Here is a 17280-nt window from a genome sequence, read left to right on the forward strand (position 1 = left end):
ACCGTAAACAGCGTGTAAGGGGAGTCGGAGTGGCACGGAAGCTCGCCGTCATCGGGGCCGGTCTCATGGGAGCCGGCATCGCCCAGGTCTCCGCTCAGGCGGGCTGGGAGGTCGTCCTGCGCGACGTCACCGACGAGGCACTGAAGCGTGGCACCGACGGAATCAAGGCCTCGTACGACAAGTTCGTCAGCAAGGGCAAGCTGGAGGCGCACGACGCCGACGCCGCCCTGGCCCGTATCACCGCGACCACCGACCTCGACGCCGTCGCCGACGCCGACATCGTCGTCGAGGCCGTCTTCGAGAAGCTCGAAGTCAAGCACGAGATCTTCCGCACCCTGGACAAGATCGTGCGCGACGACACCGTCCTCGCCTCCAACACCTCCGCCATCCCGATCACCAAGATCGCGGCGGCGACGGAACACCCGGAGCGCGTGGTCGGCGTCCACTTCTTCTCCCCGGTCCCGATGATGCAGCTGTGCGAACTGGTGCGCGGCTACAAGACCAGCGACGAAACCCTCGCCACCGCGCGGGAGTTCGCCGAGTCCGTCGGCAAGACCTGCATCGTCGTCAACCGGGACGTGGCCGGCTTCGTCACCACCCGGCTCATCTCCGCCCTCGTCGTAGAGGCGACGAAGCTGTACGAATCGGGCGTCGCGAGCGCCGAGGACATCGACATCGCCTGCAAGCTGGGCTTCGGCCACGCCATGGGCCCGCTCGCCACGGCCGACCTGACGGGCGTCGACATCCTGCTGCACGCCACCGGCAACATCTACACCGAGTCGCAGGACGAGAAGTTCGCCCCGCCGGAGCTGATGCGCCGGATGGTGGACGCCGGTGACATCGGGCGCAAGAGCGGGCAGGGCTTCTACAAGTACTGAGCCCCAGCGGGGGGATTCACCCCCGCGGGTGAATTCGGTATCGGTTCGCTCACAGACGGCAACCTCTGACCGCTCAACGCCGTCAGAGGTTGCATCACCAGACATCACCGAGCACGAGACGCACGCACGGGGAGCGCATATGTACATCAGGGGCGACCACGCCGAGCTGGTCGTCGGGGGCCGCCTCGACGTCGTCAGCGCGGCGGACGCCCGTACGGTCCTCCACTCGGCCGTCGACGACGGAGTCGGCGACCTGGTGCTCGACCTGTCCGAGCTGGACTCCTGGGACGCCACCGGACTCGGGGTGATCATGGGCGCCCACCGGCGGGCCGGCCGCTGCGGCCGGCGCCTGGTGCTGCGCGGCGTACCGCCGCAGATGCAGCGCCTGCTGGTGGCCACCCGGCTGCACCGGATCCTGGCGATCGAGGGCGGCATCGGCGTGGAGTCGCTGCCCCGGGTGTGACGCCCGCGCGGGACGCCGCGAGCGGGTGTGAAACGGGCGACGGGGGAGACCCGGGCGGTCCTGCCCGACCGCACGTCACATGCGATCCTCACGAGACTGTGACGTCGCGCACCGCGCGCCACCCCGGACTGTCGTAGATACTGTGCGAAGGTTTAGGGTTCGGTCGCCCGCTGCCTCGCAACCCTCGAGCGGGCCCGGACCAGAAGCGACAGCGCGGTGTGCAGCAGGCCGGGAGGGGCCGGACACGGGCACACGACGCTTTTGGGGGGCTAAAACCTATGGACCCGATCAACCGGGGACCCGAGGACCACGGCCATGACACAGCAGGCTCCGCGCCGCGTCAGCGCCCGCCCAGGGAATCCCTCACCAACGACTTCGGCCAGAGCACGCCGGCACTCGCCCGCACGGTGCAGCTCGTCACCGGCGACTTCCTGCTCACCGTCAACCCGGTCGACGGCAGCGAGATAGAGCCCTGCCCGCCGGGAGCACAGCCCGGCACGCCCGCCAAGCTCGCCACCGCCGAGCGCGCCGCCACCGACCGCGCGGCCCGGGCACCCGTACCGCCCGGGCCCACCCAGCCCCCGCTGCCGCTCCTGGAACGCCAGGACGAACGCGAGCAACTGGTACGCCTGCTCGCCCGCGGCCGTTCCGTACGCCTCACCGGCCCGGCGGGTTCCGGCCGCACCGCCCTGCTCGACCTGGTCGCCGACGACTGCTCGGACCTCGCCCCCGACGGCGTGGTCCGTCTCACCGGCTTCCACCGCACGACGGCCGACCTGCTCCACGACCTCTGCCACGCCGTCTACGACGCGCCCCTGCACCGCCCCAGCCCGGACGAACTGCTCGACCTGGTCCGCGAGATCGGCGCGGTCGTCGTCCTGGACGACATCGAGTTCGGCGCCGCCGCCCTCGACGAACTCCTCGACGCCACCCCCGAGTGCGCCTTCCTCATCACCGCCACCCCGGACGTGCCCGCCCCGTCCGCCGGCTCGGCCGTCGAGGAGGTCTTCCTCGGCGGGCTGGACCGCGCCGGCGGAGTGGAGATCCTGGAGCGCGCCGTCGGCCGCGTCCTCACCGAGGAGGAGGCCAACTGGGCCGGCGACCTCTGGTTCGAGTCCGAGGGCCTGCCCCTGCGGTTCGTCCAGGCCGGTGCCCTGCTCGGGCAGCGCGACCAACTGCGGGCCAGCGCGGACGCCGTGGACGCCCTCGGAGTCTTCGAGGACGTACGGCACCCGGTCGACGCGCCCCGCGACTCGCCGTACGACGCCCCTTACGACGCCCCGCTCGACACGGACGCCGGCAACGACGAGGACATCCCCCTCCCGTCGCTCGGCGAGGCCGCCGCGCCCGCACGGCTGCTCGCCTCCCGGCTGAGCGCCTCCGCCCGCGCCACCCTGCGCTTCGCCGTCGCCCTCGGCGGCGAGGTCCCGCACCAGGCCCATCTGCCCGCGCTGGTCGGCGACACCCACGCGGACGCCGCGCTCGGCGAACTCGTCTCCTGCGGACTGGTCACCCCGGTCGGCTCCCGCTACCGCCTCGCGGCCGGCGTGCGGACCCAGCTGGAGGCCGCCGGCTACGCCGACGACCTCACGGACGCCGCCCGCGCCGCCGCCCAGCACTACACCTGGTGGGCCGGACACCCCTCCGTCACCCCCGAGCGGGTGTGCGCCGAGGCCGACGCGGTGCTCGCCGCGCTGACCGTCCTGGTGCCGCTGACGACACCGCCCGCCGAGGGTGAGGAGAGCATCGCCGTCGAGCTCGCCCGCACCGCCGCGCCCGCCTTCGCGGCCGGACTGCACTGGAGCGCCTGGGAGCGGGCGCTGCGCGCCGGCGCCGAGGCATCCCAGCTCGCCGGAGAGGTGACCGAACAGGCCTATTTCCACCACGAACTGGGCATCTTCGCGCTCTGCGCCGGCCAGCTCGACCGGGCCCGCGCCGAACTCGAGGCGTCCATCGGGCTGCGCGGCGCCCTCGCCGACAAGCGCGGCACCGTCGCCGGCCGCCGCGCCCTCGCCCTGGTCGCCGACCGCGCGGGCGACGTGCCCGGGTTCGCGGCGATGGCGGGCGAGGAGGTCCCCGACGCCCGCTACGAGGAGTCGGCCTCGCCCCCGGGCGGGATCCTGTCCCCGTTCCCGCAGCTCCAGCTGCCCACCGACGACACGCTGATCACCCACCGGGCCGCGGCCACCGCGCCACTGCCCAAGGTCCAGGGCGGCGGCATCCGGCGGCTGGCCCGGCGCAACCTCGTCGCGGCCGGCTCGGGCGCGCTGCTCGCCGCCGTCCTCGGCACCGTCGTGACCCTCGGCATGACCTCGAACGACAACGCGGACAAGCCGGCGAACAACGTGAGCGTCAACCCCTCCGCCAGTGAGGGTGCCGACGAGGGCAACCTGGGCGCGGACACCCCGAAGAAGGACACCGGTGGCGGCGACGGCGACACCGGCACGGCGGTCAGCCGCCCGACCGATCCCGGCCCCGACGGCGCCTACGGCACGGCGGACGACCCGACGCCGAGCTCGGACCCGGCCCAGCCCTCGGACGACCCGAGCGGTACGAAGGGGACGGGCGGCGGCGGTTCGCCGAGCACGCCGTCGAAGCCGTCGTCGTCCAGGCCGTCGACTCCGACCGCGACGCCGACGAGGTCGACGCCGACCGCGACGCCGACCAGGTCCACGCCGACCGCGACCCCGACCACGACGCCCACGGCCACTCCCACGGACCCGCCGCCCTCCACCCCGTCCACGTCGGACACGGCCAGCGGCCCCGCCTCCAGCGCCCCGGCGGCGACGAGCGGTTCGGCGAGCGCCCCGCAGAGCAGCGGTTCGGGCCCGGTGATGTGACGCGCGGCGGGGCTCAGAACAGCCGCAGCTTGTCGTCCTCGATGCCGCGCATCGCGTCGTAGTCCAGCACCTGGCAGCCGATGCCGCGGTCCGTGGCGAGGACACGGGCCTGCGGCTTGATCTCCTGGGCGGCGAAGATGCCGCGGACGGGGGCGAGATGCGGATCGCGGTTCAACAGCTCCAGATAGCGGGTGAGTTGCTCCACCCCGTCGATCTCGCCGCGTCGCTTGATCTCCACGGCGACGGTCTGGCCGTCGGCGTCCCGGCACAGGATGTCGACCGGGCCGATCGCGGTCATGTACTCACGCCGGATCAGGGTGTAGCCGTCGCCGAGCGTCTCGATGCGGTCGGCGAGCAGTTCCTGGAGGTGCGCTTCCACGCCGTCCTTGATCAGGCCGGGGTCCACGCCGAGCTCGTGCGAGGAGTCGTGGAGGATCTCCTCCATCGTGATGATCAGTTTCTCGCCCGCCTTGTTGATGACGGTCCAGACGCCCGCCGTCTCCGCGGAGTCGCCCGCTTCCTCCTTCAGCGTGCAGGGCGGCGACATCCAGTTGAGGGGCTTGTACGCCCGGTCGTCCGCATGGATCGAGACGCTGCCGTCCGCCTTGACCAGGATCAGGCGGGGGGCCGTGGGGAGGTGGGCGGTGAGCCGGCCGGCGTAGTCGACCGAGCACCGGGCAATGACGAGACGCATGGTCGGCAACGCTACTCGACCCATCAGGCCCCACGCGATTCGCCCTCCCGTCTCCCACCACCACCCTCAACCGAGGCCCCATGGGCCGCCCCTGCTGATTTGGAAACACGCGTTCATCCATGGCCGATTGTGTGCCTAAAGGGATCGTCCCATGTACGCATTCTGCTGGTGCCGTCACCGTCCGCTGCCTACCGTAGTAAACGGGAGGTCGCCGTATGTGTACTCAGCGTGTTCGGTATCGCGAACTCCCTTACCTGTCCGGCAACCCCTGCTGTTCGGGGGTGCGAGAGGAGTACCCATGTCGCTCGACGTCTCACCGGCCCTACTCGAACAGGCCGAGCGAGGCGAGGTCGACGAAGCTGCCTTCGTCGACTGCGTCCGGACCTCCCTGCCCTACGCATGGGAGATGATCAGCTCCCTGGTGGCCCAGCTGAAGGTGGATGGCGGAGACTTCGCCGACAACCAGACGCCCCCGCCGGACGAGCAGGCACGCGGTCAGCTGCTGCGCGCGCTCGCCAGTGACGCGATACGCGGCGCGCTGCAGCGGCACTTCGGTGTGCGGCTGGCGTTCCAGAACTGCCACCGGGTGGCGGTGTTCCCGCCCGACGCCTCGGCCGACGCGCGTCTGGCCCGCTTCACCTCGGTACGCGGCCAACTGCTGAACCAGTCCCCGGACCTCAGGGACTGCTGACGCGGATCCCGCCGACTGCTGACGCAGTGAGCCGCCGCTTGCCGCTCCACCCGCGGAAGGTGCCATCAGTACTGGAGCGGCAAGCCCCACACCGGGAAGGGGAGTTGTCCGGTCAGCGCAGCTGAGGCAGTACCTCGGCACCCAGCCGTCGTACGTTCTCCTCCGTCGCCGCCAGGTCCCCCGAGCCCTCCACGAGCAGCGCGAAGCGGGAGATGCCGGTGCGCTCCGAGGTCGCCGCGAGGCGGTCCACGCACAGCCGGGGGGTGCCGACCGGGTGCAGGCCGCAGAGCAGTTCGGTGTAGGCCAGCGGATCGCGCATCGCCCGTGCCCGGCCGTCCACCGTCACATGGGCCTCGAGGCCCTGCTTCAGCCAGCCCGGCATCGCCTTCAGCAGCGTCTCCACCGCGTCGGTGCGGGTGTCCGCGATCTGGCAGACACCGGCCGACACATGGGAGGCGTGGGCGATCTCCTCGGCCGGCCGCCCGGCCGCCCGCGCGTGCCGCCGCCACAGGGCGATCATTTCGGCCTTCTCCTCGTCCCCGACGTGCATCCCGAGCAGCATCGGCAGTCCGCGCTCGGCCGCCAGCCGCACGCTCGACGGGGAGGTGCAGGCGACGACGACCTCGGGACCGGCGAGGTCCGTCAGCGCCTCCGACGGGCGCGGTACGACGGGGACCTCACGGAAGGAGAACCGTTCGCCCGAGGCCGCCACCGCCGGTTCGCGCAGCCAGCGCACCAGCAGATCGAGTGATTCCGGGAATCCGTGCTCGTAGGCCGCGAGGCCCGCGCCGAAGACCTCCAGGTCCACCCACGGGCCGCCGCGCCCCACGCCGAGCGTGAAGCGGCCGCCGCTGGTCACATGCAGCAGCGCGGCCTGTTCGCCGAGGGCGACCGGGTGCGCGGTGGGCAGCACGCTGACCGCCGTGCCGACCCCGATGCGGTGGGTGCGGCCCAGCAGTAAGGCGGCCAGGGTGATCGCGGACGGGCACGTGCCGTACGGCACGAAGTGGTGCTCGGCCAGCCAGACCGCGTCGAGGCCCGCCTCCTCGGAGACCTGGGCCGAGCGGACCGCCCGGTGCAGCGCCTCCCCCTGGCCCTGCCCAGGGAACTGGGCGGCCAGCACAAAACTTCCTACGCGCATCGCTTTTTCCTGCTTCCTTGGCTCCGACCCGGAGCTCCCCCACCCGGCATAACCGTGCGACACGTGCCGAGGACACGGCCTGGCGAAGGGATTTGCGGATTGTCTGCAGAATGAGTCGGCCAGCAGGGGGACTTGTGGGGGTTGGTTCCCTACGCGTACCCCCGTCCGTGACGCGTAGGCTGGGAAACAGCCCGTGCTTCCTGTATAGCCCCGTGAGGTGTCCCGTGTCCCCGCGTCGCAACCGTCCCAAGGGCCCCAAGGACACGGCCGGGTCCGGCCGGAGCGCCGAGGACGACCGCGCCGACCGGTACGGAGGCTGGCAGTCCACGGAGCACTGGCGGGGCGAGGAGTGGAGCGTGCGGCATGTGGCCGGGGCCAGCGCGCAGGGCAAGACCTACCGTTGCCCGGGCTGCGACCAGGTGATCGCCTCCGGCGTCCCGCATGTCGTGGCCTGGCCGGAGCACTCGGGCGTCGACGACCGCCGGCACTGGCACAAGGCGTGCTGGAACGCGAAGGACCGCCGCACCACGCGGGTGCAGCGGTCCCGAAACGCGCCGAGGTTCTAGAAGCTCCGGCTCACACGTCCCGCTTCTCCAGCAGCGCGTACGCCCCGCCGAACGCGACGGCCGTCACGACCAGCATGATCCACAGCGGGTCCCAGCCGGACGGGCCGGACTGGCTCAGGGAGTTGGAGTAGAAGACGCTCAACTGGTTCGGGATCGAGTACTCGACCAGCTTGTCGCGCAGGCTGGACAGCGACTCGGAGAACATGAACAGCGCGATCACCAGCGGGGCGAGCAGGACGCCGATCATGATGGTGATGGCGCCCGCCGAGTGCCGGATGATCGAGCCGATCACGAGCGACAGCAGGCCGAGCAGGGCGATGTAGAGGCTGACGCCGACGGTGGCCTTCAGCCACTCCCCGCCGGAGGGGTCCTTGGCGCCCTTGCCGCCGAGCATGGACACCTGGGTCATGGCGACGAAGGAGGCCGACGCCAGGGTGATGACGAACGCGACGACGAAGAACACGATCGCCTTCGCCGTGAGCACCCGCCCCCGGCTCGGGCAGGCGACCATCGTGGTACGGATCATGCCGGTGCCGTACTCCGACGCCGTGGTCAGCACGCCGAGCGTGATGATGCACATGCTGCCCAGCAGCAGCCCGAAGAAGCCCAGGCCGAGCGGGCTCTCGCCGTCCAGGTCGGAGGAGGAGTTCGACACCAGCGCGCCGGCGGCCAGCCCGATGCCGATCACGAGCAGCACGAACACGCCCAGCGTCCACATCGTGGAGCGCACCGACTTGATCTTCGTCCACTCGGAGGCGATCGCGTGCCCGAGGTGCGTGCGCACCACCGGGATCGGCGAGGTGTATCCGGGATACGAGGCCCCGGGCGCCGCCTGCCACTCGGGCGCGGATGGGGGTGCCCCCGCTCGAGCGGAGCCGAGAGTGGGGGAGGGTGCCTGCGGCATCGGGGGCTGGTGGGTGCTCATCGGGCGTCCTCGGGCTTGGTCAGGTCGGCGGGGGCGGAGTCGGCGGGCTCGGACGATTCTGCGGCCGGGGCGGCTGCCGGGGCCGCCGGAGCCGCGGGCGGCTGCTGCGGCGGGGTCGCCGGGGCGGCGGGCGCCTGCGCCGGCGGCTGGGCGTAGGGATTCGGCTGACCGGCGCCCGCGGGAGCGCCGTACGCCCCCGCGGGCGCCGCAGGACCGCCGTACGGCCCCACGGGCGCTCCGCCCTGCTGGGGCGGCGGCGGGGCGTACCAGCCCGGCTGGCCCTGGCCCGGGACCGGCATGGGCGGCTGGGCGCCGGGCGGCAGCGGCTGCTGCAGGCCCGCCTTCTGGTCGATGGTGGAGCGGTAGTCGACGGCGCCCTGGGTCATCCGCATGTACGCCTCTTCCAGTGAGGCCTGATGCGGGGACAGCTCCCACAGCCGTACGTCCGCCTCGTGCGCGAGGTCGCTGATGCGGGGCAGCGGCAGTCCGGTGACCCGCAGCGCGCCGTCCTGCTCCGGCAGCACGTGTCCGCCCGCCTCGGTGAGCGCGGAGGTCAGCTTCTCCCGCAGCTGCGGCTCGGTGTCGGGGGTGCGGACCCGCGCGAAGTCGGCCGAGTTGGCCGAGATGAAGTCCGTCACGCTCATGTCGGCGAGCAGCTGGCCGCGGCCGATGACGATGAGGTGGTCGGCGGTCAGCGCCATCTCGCTCATCAGGTGGCTGGAGACGAACACGGTCCGTCCCTCCGCCGCCAGCGCCTTCATCAGATTGCGCACCCAGAGGATGCCCTCGGGGTCGAGCCCGTTGACCGGCTCGTCGAACAGCAGCACCTGCGGGTCGCCGAGCAGCGCGGCGGCGATGCCGAGCCGCTGGCCCATGCCGAGGGAGAAGCCCTTCGACCGCTTCTTCGCCACGTCCTGAAGGCCGACGACGCCGAGCACCTCGTCCACCCGGCGGGGCGGGATGCCCGACAGCTGGGCCAGGCAGAGCAGGTGGTTGCGGGCGTGCCGGCCGCCGTGCACGGCCTTGGCGTCGAGCAGCGCGCCGACCTGGCGGGGTGCGTTGGGCAGCTTGCGGTACGGATAGCCGCCGATCGTCACCGTGCCCGCGGTCGGGTTGTCCAGGCCGAGGATCATCCGCATGGTGGTCGACTTGCCCGAGCCGTTGGGCCCGAGGAAGCCGGTCACGGCGCCCGGTCGTACCTGGAAGGAAAGGTTGTACACGGCGGTCTTGTCGCCGTAGCGCTTGGTCAGGCCGACAGCCTCGATCATGCTCCGCACCCATCGAAAGGATCAGGACAGCAGGGCACACGCCCCCGTAAGGGTTAGGAGGATATCCGGGCGCTGACGGTTCCGCCCAAGGGAGAGTAAAGCCAAAGCGCTCCGCTTGCCTCGTAGTACCTACCCGTTCCCACCTCAGGGCTCGGCCCGACGTTCAGGCGTCCCGCTTCCGCAGCAGCACATAGCCGCCCAGCACCGCCGCGGCCACCCACAGCACCATGATGCCCAGGCCGCCCCACGGGCCGTACGGCGTGTCGTCGCCGAGGCGGGGGACTACCTGCATGATGCGGCTGCCGGCCTGGTCGGGGAGGTAGCGGCCGAGCTTTTTCGTGGCGTCGACGTTGCCGAGGATGTTGGAGATGAGGAAGAAGAACGGCATCAGGATGCCGAGCGACAGCATCGGCGAGCGCAGCATCGCGGCGACGCCCATGGAGAAGACGGCGATCAGGGTCATGTAGAGCCCGCCGCCGATCACCGCGCGCAGCACCCCGGGGTCGCCCAGCCGTGCCCGGTGGGGGCCGAGCACGGCCTGCCCGAGGAAGAACGCGGCGAAGCTGGTGGCGAACGCCACGACCAGCGCGAGCCCGGCGGCCACCGCGATCTTGCTGAACAGGAACGTGCCGCGCCGCGGTACGGCCGCCAGCGAGGTGCGGATCATGCCGGTGCTGTACTCGTTGGACACGACCAGCACGCCGAACACGATCAGCGCGAGCTGCCCGAGGGTCATGCCCGCGAAGCTGACCAGGGTGGGGTCGTAGGAGAGCCGCTGCCGGACGGGCATCCTGTCGTACTGGCTCCTCGACAGCGCCGAGATCAGCATGCCGAGGGCGATGGTGACGACCACGGCGAGGGACAGCGTCCACACCGTGGATGCGACGGACCGGATCTTGGTCCACTCGGACCGGACGACCTCTACGGCGGCCATGACGTCACACGCCCTTCTTCCAGTCGGCGCTCCAGCCCCGCCGCGCGGGCGCGGTGTCGCTGTGCGCGTGGTACTCCACCGACTCCGCCGTCAGCCTCATGAACGCCTCCTCCAGGGAGGCCTGCTGCCCACTCAGCTCGTGCAGCGCGATCCGGTGCTCGGCGGCCAGCTCGCCGATGAGCTCGGCCTTCCCGCCGTCCACCTCCAGCGCCCCGCCGCCCGCCTGCACGGCCGTGATCCCGGCCCCGTGCAGCACGTCCAGCAGCCGCTCCTGTTCGGGACTGCGGACCCGGACGTACGCCCGCGAGTTCTGCCGGATGAACTCGGCCATGGCGGTGTCCGCCAGCAGCCGCCCCTGCCCGATGACCACCAGATGATCGGCGGTCAGCGCCATCTCGCTCATCAGGTGCGAGGAGACGAAGACCGTCCGCCCCTGCGCGGCCAGCGATTTCATCAGGGTGCGGATCCAGTGGATGCCCTCCGGGTCGAGCCCGTTGACCGGCTCGTCGAACATCAGGATCCGCGGATCGCCGAGCAGCGCCCCCGCGATCCCGAGCCGCTGCCCCATCCCCAGCGAGAACCCCTTGGCCTTCTTCCGCGCCACCGAGGTCAGCCCGACCGTGTCCAGCACCTCACGCACCCGGCTCTTCGGGATCCCGTTGCTCTGCGCGAGGCACAGCAGATGGTTGTACGCGCTCCGGCCCCCGTGCACGGCCTTGGCGTCCAGCAGCGCCCCGATGTACGTCAGCGGGTCCTTCAGTCGGTCGTAGTGCCTGCCGTCGATCCGGACGTCCCCGGCGGTGGGATGGTCGAGCCCCAGGATCATCCGCATGGTCGTGGACTTCCCGGCCCCGTTCGGCCCGAGGAAGCCCGTGACCATGCCCGGCCGCACGGCGAAACTCAGCCCGTCGACCGCCAGCGTCTCGCCGTACCGCTTGGTCAGCCCGTCCAGCTCGATCATGCGGTCACGCTAGAACGGGACGAAGCCCCCTGCCACCGGGGAGGTGGCAGAGGGCTTCGAAGGTGCTCGGTCGCCGAGCGTCCGGGTGTTACCGGGACTGCTGGGCCGGGACCCCGCGGGAGATCGGCTCGTCCTCGGCCGGCGAACCGGCCGCGGCCACCGCGGCACCCGTGAGCGTGGCGAGCATCTCGCGGACGTTCGTCAGCTGGGCGTTGATGCTGTCGCGGCGGTTGGTGAGCGCCGCGAGCTCGCGCTCGGATTCCGAGCGGATGCGGTCGGCCTTGGCGTTGGCGTCGGCCACGATGTCCTCGGCCTGGCGCTGAGCCGTCTCGACGGTCTGGCGGGCACGGCGCTCGGCGTCGGTGCGCAGCTTCTCCGCCTCCAGGCGCAGCTGCTCCGCGCGGTGCTCGATCTCCGCGAGGCGCTTCTCCGCCTTCTGCTGACGCGAGGCCAGGTCGCGCTCGGACTGCTCGCGGCGCTTGGCCAGGTTCGTCTCGAAGTCGGCGGCGGCCTGCGCGGCCTTGGCGCGGGTCTCCTCGAAGAGGGCGTCCGCCTCCTCACGCTTCGACTGCGCGTCCTTCTGCGCCTCGGAGCGCAGCTGCTGGGCGTCACTCTTGGCCTTCTCGACGATCCGGACGCCCTCGTCCTCGGCCTTCGCCTTGCGCTCCGCCGCGAACGACTCCGCGTCGTTGCGCACCTGCTGGGCCGCCGACTCCGCGAGCTCACGGTGCTGCTCGGCCGCGCGCCGGGCCTCCTCACGCAGATCCTTGGCCTCTTCCTCGGCGAGGCGGAGGATCTTCTCGACCCGCGCGCCGAGACCCGCGTACGACGGCTCCGCGTCGGTGATCTGGGCCTGGGCGTTCTGCGTCTCGAGGTGGAGCTCTTCGATGCGCTTTTCCAGAGCGGTGATGCGGGTGAGAGCGCTGTCACGGTCGGAGACGAGCTTGGAGATTCGTTCGTCCACCTGAGCGCGGTCGTATCCACGCCGCACAAGCTCGAAGCCGTAGGGGGAAGTGTCGCTCATGGGGTTCCTGTCGAATGAGACCGGTGAGGTGATAGGTCGAATCCTAGGGGCCGAAGCGGTGTGTCATCGAGCGGATACGTGTTTGATCTGGAGAATGACACCTCTTTTGAGTGGCTGACACCCGGACGACTTGCAAACGATCACCCCGGGGACAGGACCAAAGTACCCAGAAGGCATCAGAACCCACCCTTTCCGCAGGGCCTGTTCTGGGTTTCCCCGTCGTCCGTGCGGAGCACGGGCGCAGCGGCGTTCGGTGCGTGCCGGGCGTCGGGGCGCAGACGGGGAAACCCAGAACAGGCCCTAGCTGTCTGACGACTTGCCACCCGATCGAGGCGGCCCCACGGTGGCACCCGCCTTGACTCCGCCGTCCTTCCCGGACGACGGGGTCTCAAAGGACTCCAACGCCTCCAACACGTCCTGGACACGGGAGATCTCGGCGTTGATGTCCTCGCGCCGGCGCACCAGGACCTCCAGCTCGCGCTTGCCCTCCTCGACCGTCCGCCGCGCCTCGCGGATCGCCTCGGCCTTGAGCTCCTCGGCCTCCCGGACGAGCGAGGCCTTCTTCTGCTCGGCCTCCTTGAGCAGCCCCTCCGCCTTCTTCACCGCCGCGATACGGACCTTGCCCGCCTCGGAGTTGGCCTCCGAGACGATCTCCTTGGCCTTGGCCTGCGCCCTGGCGTGCTGCTCCTCGGCGGAGCTGATCAGCGCGTCACAGCGGTCGCCGGTCGACTTCATCGTCTCGGCGGCCTCACGGCGGGCCCGCTCGTGCAGCCCCTCGATCTCGGCCGTGATCCGCTCGCGCAGCTCCTCCGCGCGCTCCCTGATCGCCGTGGCGTCCCGGCGGGCGCCGACGAGCAGCTCGTCCGCGTCCGTACGGGCCTTCTCCACCGTCGAGTTGCCCTCGACCCGCGCCTCGGACACCACACGCTCGGCCTCCTGGCGGGCCACGCCCACCATCGTGTCGGCCTGCGCCTCGGCGTCCGCGGTGGTCTTCTGCGCCTGCTGCTGCGCCTCGGTCAGCAGCTTGTCGGCCTCCGCCGTGGTCTCCGTGATCAGCGTGTCGACCTGCTCGGCCGCCTCCGAACGCCGCTTGTTGGCGTCCTGGCGGGCCTCGTCCAGCGTCCGGTCGGCCTCCTCGCGGGCGGCCGACAGCATCCGCTCGGCCTCCCTCTCCGCGTCCGCCTTCACCCGCTGCGACTCGGTACGGATCCGCTCCGCGTGCGCCTGCGCGGACCCGACCGTCTCGGCCGCCTCGGCACGCAGCCGCTCCGCGTCGCCGGAGGCGTCCGAGATCAGCTTCTCGGCCTTGGCCACCGCCTCGGACCGGACCCGGTCCGCCTCGGCGGCCGTCTCCGACTGGAGCCGCTCCGCCTCGGCGATCGTCTCGGTCTGCAGCCGCTCGGCCTCGTTGCGCGCCTCGGTGATGAGCGTGTCCGCCTGCGTCGCCGCGTCCGAACGGATCCGGTTGGCGTCGTCCCGGGCCTCCGCACGGGCGCGCGCCGCCGACTGGTCGGCCTCGGCCAGCGCGTCCGACGCCTCCGTCCGCACCCGCTGCGCGTGCGCCGCCGCCTCCGTGCGCAGCCGCTCGGCCTCGGCGATCGCCTCCGCCGTCGTCCGCTCGGCGAGCGCCTTGGCGGCCTCCGACTCGTCCTGTGCGTCGCGGCGCAGCCGGCCCGCGTCCTCGCTCGCCCGCTCCCGCTCGGCGTAGGCGTCGGCGCGGACCCGGTCCGCCTCCTCCTCGGCCTCCCGCCGGGTACGGTCCGCCGCGTGCTCCGCGGCGGAGCGCAGGCCGGTGATCTCCTCCTGCGCCTGCTCGTGCAGCCCGGCGACGGAGTCCCGTACCTGCTGGGCGTGCAGCTCGGCCGCCGACACCATCTCGGTGGCGCGCCGGTCGGCCTCCTCCACCAGCCGGACCGCCTCGGCCTGCGCGTCCTCCACGCGCCGCCGCGCGGAGGCCAGCAGCTCCTCGCTCTGCTCGCGGGCCCGCTCACGCTCCTGGTCGGCCTCGGCGCGCGCGGAACCGAGCAGCTCCTCGGCCTCGCGGCGACGGCGGGCGGCCTCCTCCTGGGCGGCGGCCAGCGTCTCGGACGCCTCCGTGGCCAGCCGCTCGGCGGCGGCCTGCGCCTCCGCCCGCACCCGGTCGGCGGTGTCCTGCGCCTCCGACTTCAGCCGCTCCGCCTCGGCCGCGGCGTCCGACCGCAGGCGTACGGCGATGGCCTCGCCCTCCGCCCGGGACGCGGACGCGTCCGACGCGGCCTCGTCCCGCAGCCGCTCGGCCTCCGTCTCCGCCTGCTGCTGGAGCGTACGGATCCGCTCGGCGGCCTCCGCACGCAGCCGCTCGGTCTCCTCGCCGGTCTCCCGGCGGATCCGCGCGGCCTCCTCGCGGGCGTCCGTCAGGGCCTGCTCGGCGGACGCGAGCCGCGCCTGAGCCTCCGCGTGCAGCCGGGTCAGCTCCCCGGCGGCCTCCGCCTGCCGCGCCTCGGCCGCCCGCTCGGCGTCCTCGCGCAGCTCGCGCGCGGTCTGCTCGGCGTTCGAGGTGATGGTCTCGGCGAGCTCCACCGCCTCCTCACGGGAGCGCTCGGCCTCCGAGCGGGTGCGCTCCAGGGTCTCCTCGGCCTGCCGGCGCAGGGTCGTCGCCCGCTCGATGGCCTCCGTACGGACCTTCTCGCTGTCCGTCGTGGCCTTCTGCCGCTGCTCGTCCGCGTCCGCCTTCGCCTTGGCCAGCAGCTCCTCGGCGGACTTGGCCGCCTCCTCGATCTGCACCACGGCCTCACGGCGGGCCTCGGCGCGGATGCGCTCGCCCTCGGCCACCGCGTCGGACCGCAGCTGCTCGGCCTCGCCACGCAGTCGGCGGGCCTCCTCCTGGAGCTCGACCGTCTTGGCCCGGTACTCCTTGGTGTCGTCCTTCGCCGCGCCCTTGAGCTGCTCGGAGATGTCGTGCGCCTCGCCGCGCAGCCGGTCCGCCTCGGCCTCGGCCTCCCGGCGGATCCGCTCGGCCTCCTCGGACGCGGCCTTGGTGGTGTTCCGGGCCTCCTCGGACGCCTTGTTCAGCACGTCCTCGGCGGTCTTCGCCGCCTTCGACAGCTGGGTCGCGCTCTCCTCGGCGGTGAGCGTACGAGCCTTCTCCGCGGCCTCGTCGACGATCTTCTCGGCCTCGGCGCGGGCGTCCGCGACCAGCTGCTCGGCCTCGGTCCTGGTGTTCTCGGCCTCCTTGGTGGCCTCCTCGACCAGCCGGGCGACCTGCTCCTTCGCCGTGCGCGTGCGCTGCTCGTTGGTGGACTCGGCGCTGGAGAGCGCCTTGGCCGCGGCCTCCTTGGCCTCCGTGACCAGCTTCTCGGCCTCGGTCTGCGCCTTGCGCAGGGCGTCCTCCGCCTCGGCCATGCGCTGCTCGGCGGCCCGGCTGAGCTCGCCGGCCTGGCGGCGGGCCGTGTCCGACTCCGTCGCGGTGGAGCTGCGCAGCTGCTCGGCGTGGTCGGTGGCCTCCTGCGCCTGGGTGGAGGCGGCGTTCAGCAGCCGCTCGGCGTCCGTGCGGGCGCGGCGCAGCAACTGCTCGGCCTCCGCGCGGGCCGCCTCGGCGTCGCTCTGCAGCCGCTGCCGGGCCTCCGTGGTCAGCCGTTCGGCCTCGCTGCGGGCGGCGGCCATGGCCTGCTCGGCCTCGGCGCGGGACTCGTCGAGGAGCCGGCGGGCCTGGGACTCCGTACGTGCCCGCAGCTGCTCGGCCCACGCCACGTTCTCGTTGACGTGCGACTCGACCGTCTGGCGCCGCTCGGCGAGCTCCTGGTCCAGCTGCTGGCGCCGGGCCACGGCCTCCGCGTGCAGCTCGGCCTGGAGCCGGGCCGCCTGCTCGGCGTGCTCCTGGAGGATGCGCTGGGTCTGGGCGCGGGCCTGGCTCAGCTCCCGCTCGGCGTCCTGGCGCAGCTGGTCGGCCTGGATCTGGGCATTGCGCAGCAACTGCTCGGCCTGATAGCCGAGGTCGCCGCCGCCGAAGTCGGGCCGGGACATGATGGTGCGCCGCGCCTCGTGCAACTTGGCGCGCAGCACCTCGACCTGGTAGCCGAGGTCCTCGGCATGCTGGATCGCCTTTTCCCGCTCGGTCTTCAGCCGCTTCATCTCGGCCTCGAACCGAGAGAGGTGGTCGACGTCAGCCGCCGGCTCTCGCTCCTGGCTCTCGTAGCCCCGCACTGCGCGGTCCCATCCGTCCCCTGGTCGGCTGCCTGTTCACACGAGCTCCGTCCATCCGCCGAACGGGGCCCCCGGGGAATGGTGTCAGATCAACGGCGGAGCACGGGCTGCTGCCCCGACGCTCGTCCCCCGAAACCCGGACCCCGGCATGCGGCCGTCCCGCGTCAGAGGGACGACCGCCCCCAACCCTACCGGCCTCTATGTACGAGGGTCAGTGCTCAGGTGACTCAACAGGCGCGGATGTGACCAGTTCTGTCAGTACGCCATGGCAGTCCTTGGGGTGCAGGAAGGTGATCCGCGACCCCATGGAGCCGCGTCGTGGCTCCTCGTACAGAACGCGTACGCCCTTCCCGCGGATGTCCGCGGCGTCGCCGTCGACATCCGCCGTACCGAAGGCGATGTGGTGGACGCCCTCGCCGTTCTTCGCCAGCCACTTGCCGACCGCGGAGTCCTCGCGGGTCGGTTCGAGCAGCTGGAGGTACGAAGCGCCGCCGTCGGACGTCTCGTTGATCTTGAGCATGGCCTCGCGCACGCCCTGCTCCTCGTTGACTTCGGAGTGGAACACCTCGAAGCCGTACGTGGCCCGGTAGAACTCGACGGTCGCGTCGAGGTCGTGGCAGGCGATCCCGATGTGGTCGATTCGCGTCAGCATGGTGTTAGTGCAGCGCTCCTCGAGTGGTTACGCAACGTGCGCGCGATCACACCGACGGCCG

General features: G+C 72.0%; 14 protein-coding genes. 5 read left to right on the forward strand and 9 right to left on the reverse strand.

Annotated features, from left to right (window positions below; translation table 11 throughout):
• Positions 1-29 precede the first annotated feature (29 nt).
• From ACH45E_RS41435 to ACH45E_RS41445, 3 genes are all read left to right on the forward strand, one after another.
• On the forward strand, positions 30-878 hold the full coding sequence (locus tag ACH45E_RS41435; protein ID WP_361454499.1) for a 3-hydroxyacyl-CoA dehydrogenase family protein: 849 nt from the start codon (positions 30-32) through the stop codon (positions 876-878).
• A 139-nt stretch (positions 879-1017) separates the two neighbouring features.
• A complete protein-coding gene (locus ACH45E_RS41440) occupies positions 1018-1341 on the forward strand; it encodes an STAS domain-containing protein (RefSeq protein WP_361454496.1) in 324 nt (107 codons plus the stop codon).
• A 278-nt stretch (positions 1342-1619) separates the two neighbouring features.
• On the forward strand, positions 1620-4181 hold the full coding sequence (locus ACH45E_RS41445; protein WP_361454493.1) for an ATP-binding protein: 2562 nt from the start codon (positions 1620-1622) through the stop codon (positions 4179-4181).
• 13 nt (positions 4182-4194) lie between these two features.
• Here ACH45E_RS41445 and nucS read toward each other — a convergent pair whose 3' ends face one another.
• On the reverse strand, positions 4195-4875 hold the full coding sequence (gene nucS / locus ACH45E_RS41450; RefSeq protein ID WP_361454490.1) for an endonuclease NucS: 681 nt from the start codon (positions 4873-4875) through the stop codon (positions 4195-4197).
• 298 nt (positions 4876-5173) lie between these two features.
• On the opposite strand from nucS, the gene ACH45E_RS41455 reads away from it, so the two are divergent.
• Positions 5174-5566, forward strand: a complete 393-nt coding sequence (locus ACH45E_RS41455; protein ID WP_361454487.1) for an SCO5389 family protein — start codon at positions 5174-5176, stop codon at positions 5564-5566.
• A 112-nt stretch (positions 5567-5678) separates the two neighbouring features.
• Here the strand turns inward: ACH45E_RS41455 and ACH45E_RS41460 are convergent, their stop codons facing one another.
• Positions 5679-6707 carry an LLM class flavin-dependent oxidoreductase gene (locus ACH45E_RS41460; RefSeq protein WP_361454484.1) on the reverse strand — a complete coding sequence of 343 codons (1029 nt, stop codon included), beginning with the start codon at positions 6705-6707 and terminating at the stop codon, positions 5679-5681.
• Between the two features lie 224 nt (positions 6708-6931).
• Here ACH45E_RS41460 and ACH45E_RS41465 point away from each other — a divergent pair, with 224 nt between their 5' ends.
• Positions 6932-7273, forward strand: a complete 342-nt coding sequence (locus ACH45E_RS41465) for an ATP/GTP-binding protein (protein WP_361454481.1) — start codon at positions 6932-6934, stop codon at positions 7271-7273.
• Positions 7274-7283: 10 nt separating this feature from the next.
• On the opposite strand, the gene ACH45E_RS41470 is transcribed toward ACH45E_RS41465, so the two are convergent.
• The 7 genes from ACH45E_RS41470 to mce form a co-directional block, all read right to left on the reverse strand.
• On the reverse strand, positions 7284-8198 hold the full coding sequence (locus ACH45E_RS41470; RefSeq protein WP_361454478.1) for an ABC transporter permease subunit: 915 nt from the start codon (positions 8196-8198) through the stop codon (positions 7284-7286).
• Positions 8195-9466, reverse strand: a complete 1272-nt coding sequence (locus tag ACH45E_RS41475; RefSeq protein WP_361454475.1) for an ABC transporter ATP-binding protein — start codon at positions 9464-9466, stop codon at positions 8195-8197. Before ACH45E_RS41475 ends, ACH45E_RS41470 begins: the two co-directional genes overlap by 4 nt.
• 163 nt (positions 9467-9629) lie before the next feature.
• Positions 9630-10400: an ABC transporter permease gene (locus ACH45E_RS41480; protein WP_361454472.1), complete on the reverse strand. Its 771-nt coding sequence runs from the start codon at positions 10398-10400 to the stop codon at positions 9630-9632.
• A gap of 4 nt (positions 10401-10404) precedes the next feature.
• Entirely contained in the window at positions 10405-11361 is a 957-nt protein-coding gene (locus ACH45E_RS41485; RefSeq protein WP_361454469.1) for an ATP-binding cassette domain-containing protein, read from the reverse strand.
• Between the two features lie 88 nt (positions 11362-11449).
• Positions 11450-12385, reverse strand: a complete 936-nt coding sequence (locus ACH45E_RS41490) for a cellulose-binding protein (protein WP_361454466.1) — start codon at positions 12383-12385, stop codon at positions 11450-11452.
• Between the two features lie 300 nt (positions 12386-12685).
• Positions 12686-16567 carry a polarized growth protein Scy gene (gene scy / locus ACH45E_RS41495; protein ID WP_361454463.1) on the reverse strand — a complete coding sequence of 1294 codons (3882 nt, stop codon included), beginning with the start codon at positions 16565-16567 and terminating at the stop codon, positions 12686-12688.
• Positions 16568-16778: 211 nt separating this feature from the next.
• On the reverse strand, positions 16779-17219 hold the full coding sequence (gene mce, locus ACH45E_RS41500; RefSeq protein ID WP_361454460.1) for a methylmalonyl-CoA epimerase: 441 nt from the start codon (positions 17217-17219) through the stop codon (positions 16779-16781).
• Between the last annotated feature and the right edge of the window lie 61 nt (positions 17220-17280).

The organism is Streptomyces sp. NPDC020299 (genome assembly GCF_044387825.1).
GTDB lineage: Bacteria > Actinomycetota > Actinomycetes > Streptomycetales > Streptomycetaceae > Streptomyces.

Excerpts from the sequence above, each read along its gene's own strand:
- ACH45E_RS41440 (WP_361454496.1), top strand. The coding sequence starts at position 1,018 with ATGTACATCAGGGGCGACCACGCCGAGCTGGTCGTCGGGGGCCGCCTC.
- ACH45E_RS41445 (WP_361454493.1), top strand. The coding sequence starts at position 1,620 with ATGGACCCGATCAACCGGGGACCCGAGGACCACGGCCATGACACAGCA.
- nucS (WP_361454490.1), bottom strand. The coding sequence starts at position 4,875 with ATGCGTCTCGTCATTGCCCGGTGCTCGGTCGACTACGCCGGCCGGCTC.
- ACH45E_RS41455 (WP_361454487.1), top strand. The coding sequence starts at position 5,174 with ATGTCGCTCGACGTCTCACCGGCCCTACTCGAACAGGCCGAGCGAGGC.
- ACH45E_RS41460 (WP_361454484.1), bottom strand. The coding sequence starts at position 6,707 with ATGCGCGTAGGAAGTTTTGTGCTGGCCGCCCAGTTCCCTGGGCAGGGC.
- ACH45E_RS41470 (WP_361454478.1), bottom strand. The coding sequence starts at position 8,198 with ATGAGCACCCACCAGCCCCCGATGCCGCAGGCACCCTCCCCCACTCTC.
- ACH45E_RS41475 (WP_361454475.1), bottom strand. The coding sequence starts at position 9,466 with ATGATCGAGGCTGTCGGCCTGACCAAGCGCTACGGCGACAAGACCGCC.
- ACH45E_RS41480 (WP_361454472.1), bottom strand. The coding sequence starts at position 10,400 with ATGGCCGCCGTAGAGGTCGTCCGGTCCGAGTGGACCAAGATCCGGTCC.
- ACH45E_RS41485 (WP_361454469.1), bottom strand. The coding sequence starts at position 11,361 with ATGATCGAGCTGGACGGGCTGACCAAGCGGTACGGCGAGACGCTGGCG.
- ACH45E_RS41490 (WP_361454466.1), bottom strand. The coding sequence starts at position 12,385 with ATGAGCGACACTTCCCCCTACGGCTTCGAGCTTGTGCGGCGTGGATAC.
- mce (WP_361454460.1), bottom strand. The coding sequence starts at position 17,219 with ATGCTGACGCGAATCGACCACATCGGGATCGCCTGCCACGACCTCGAC.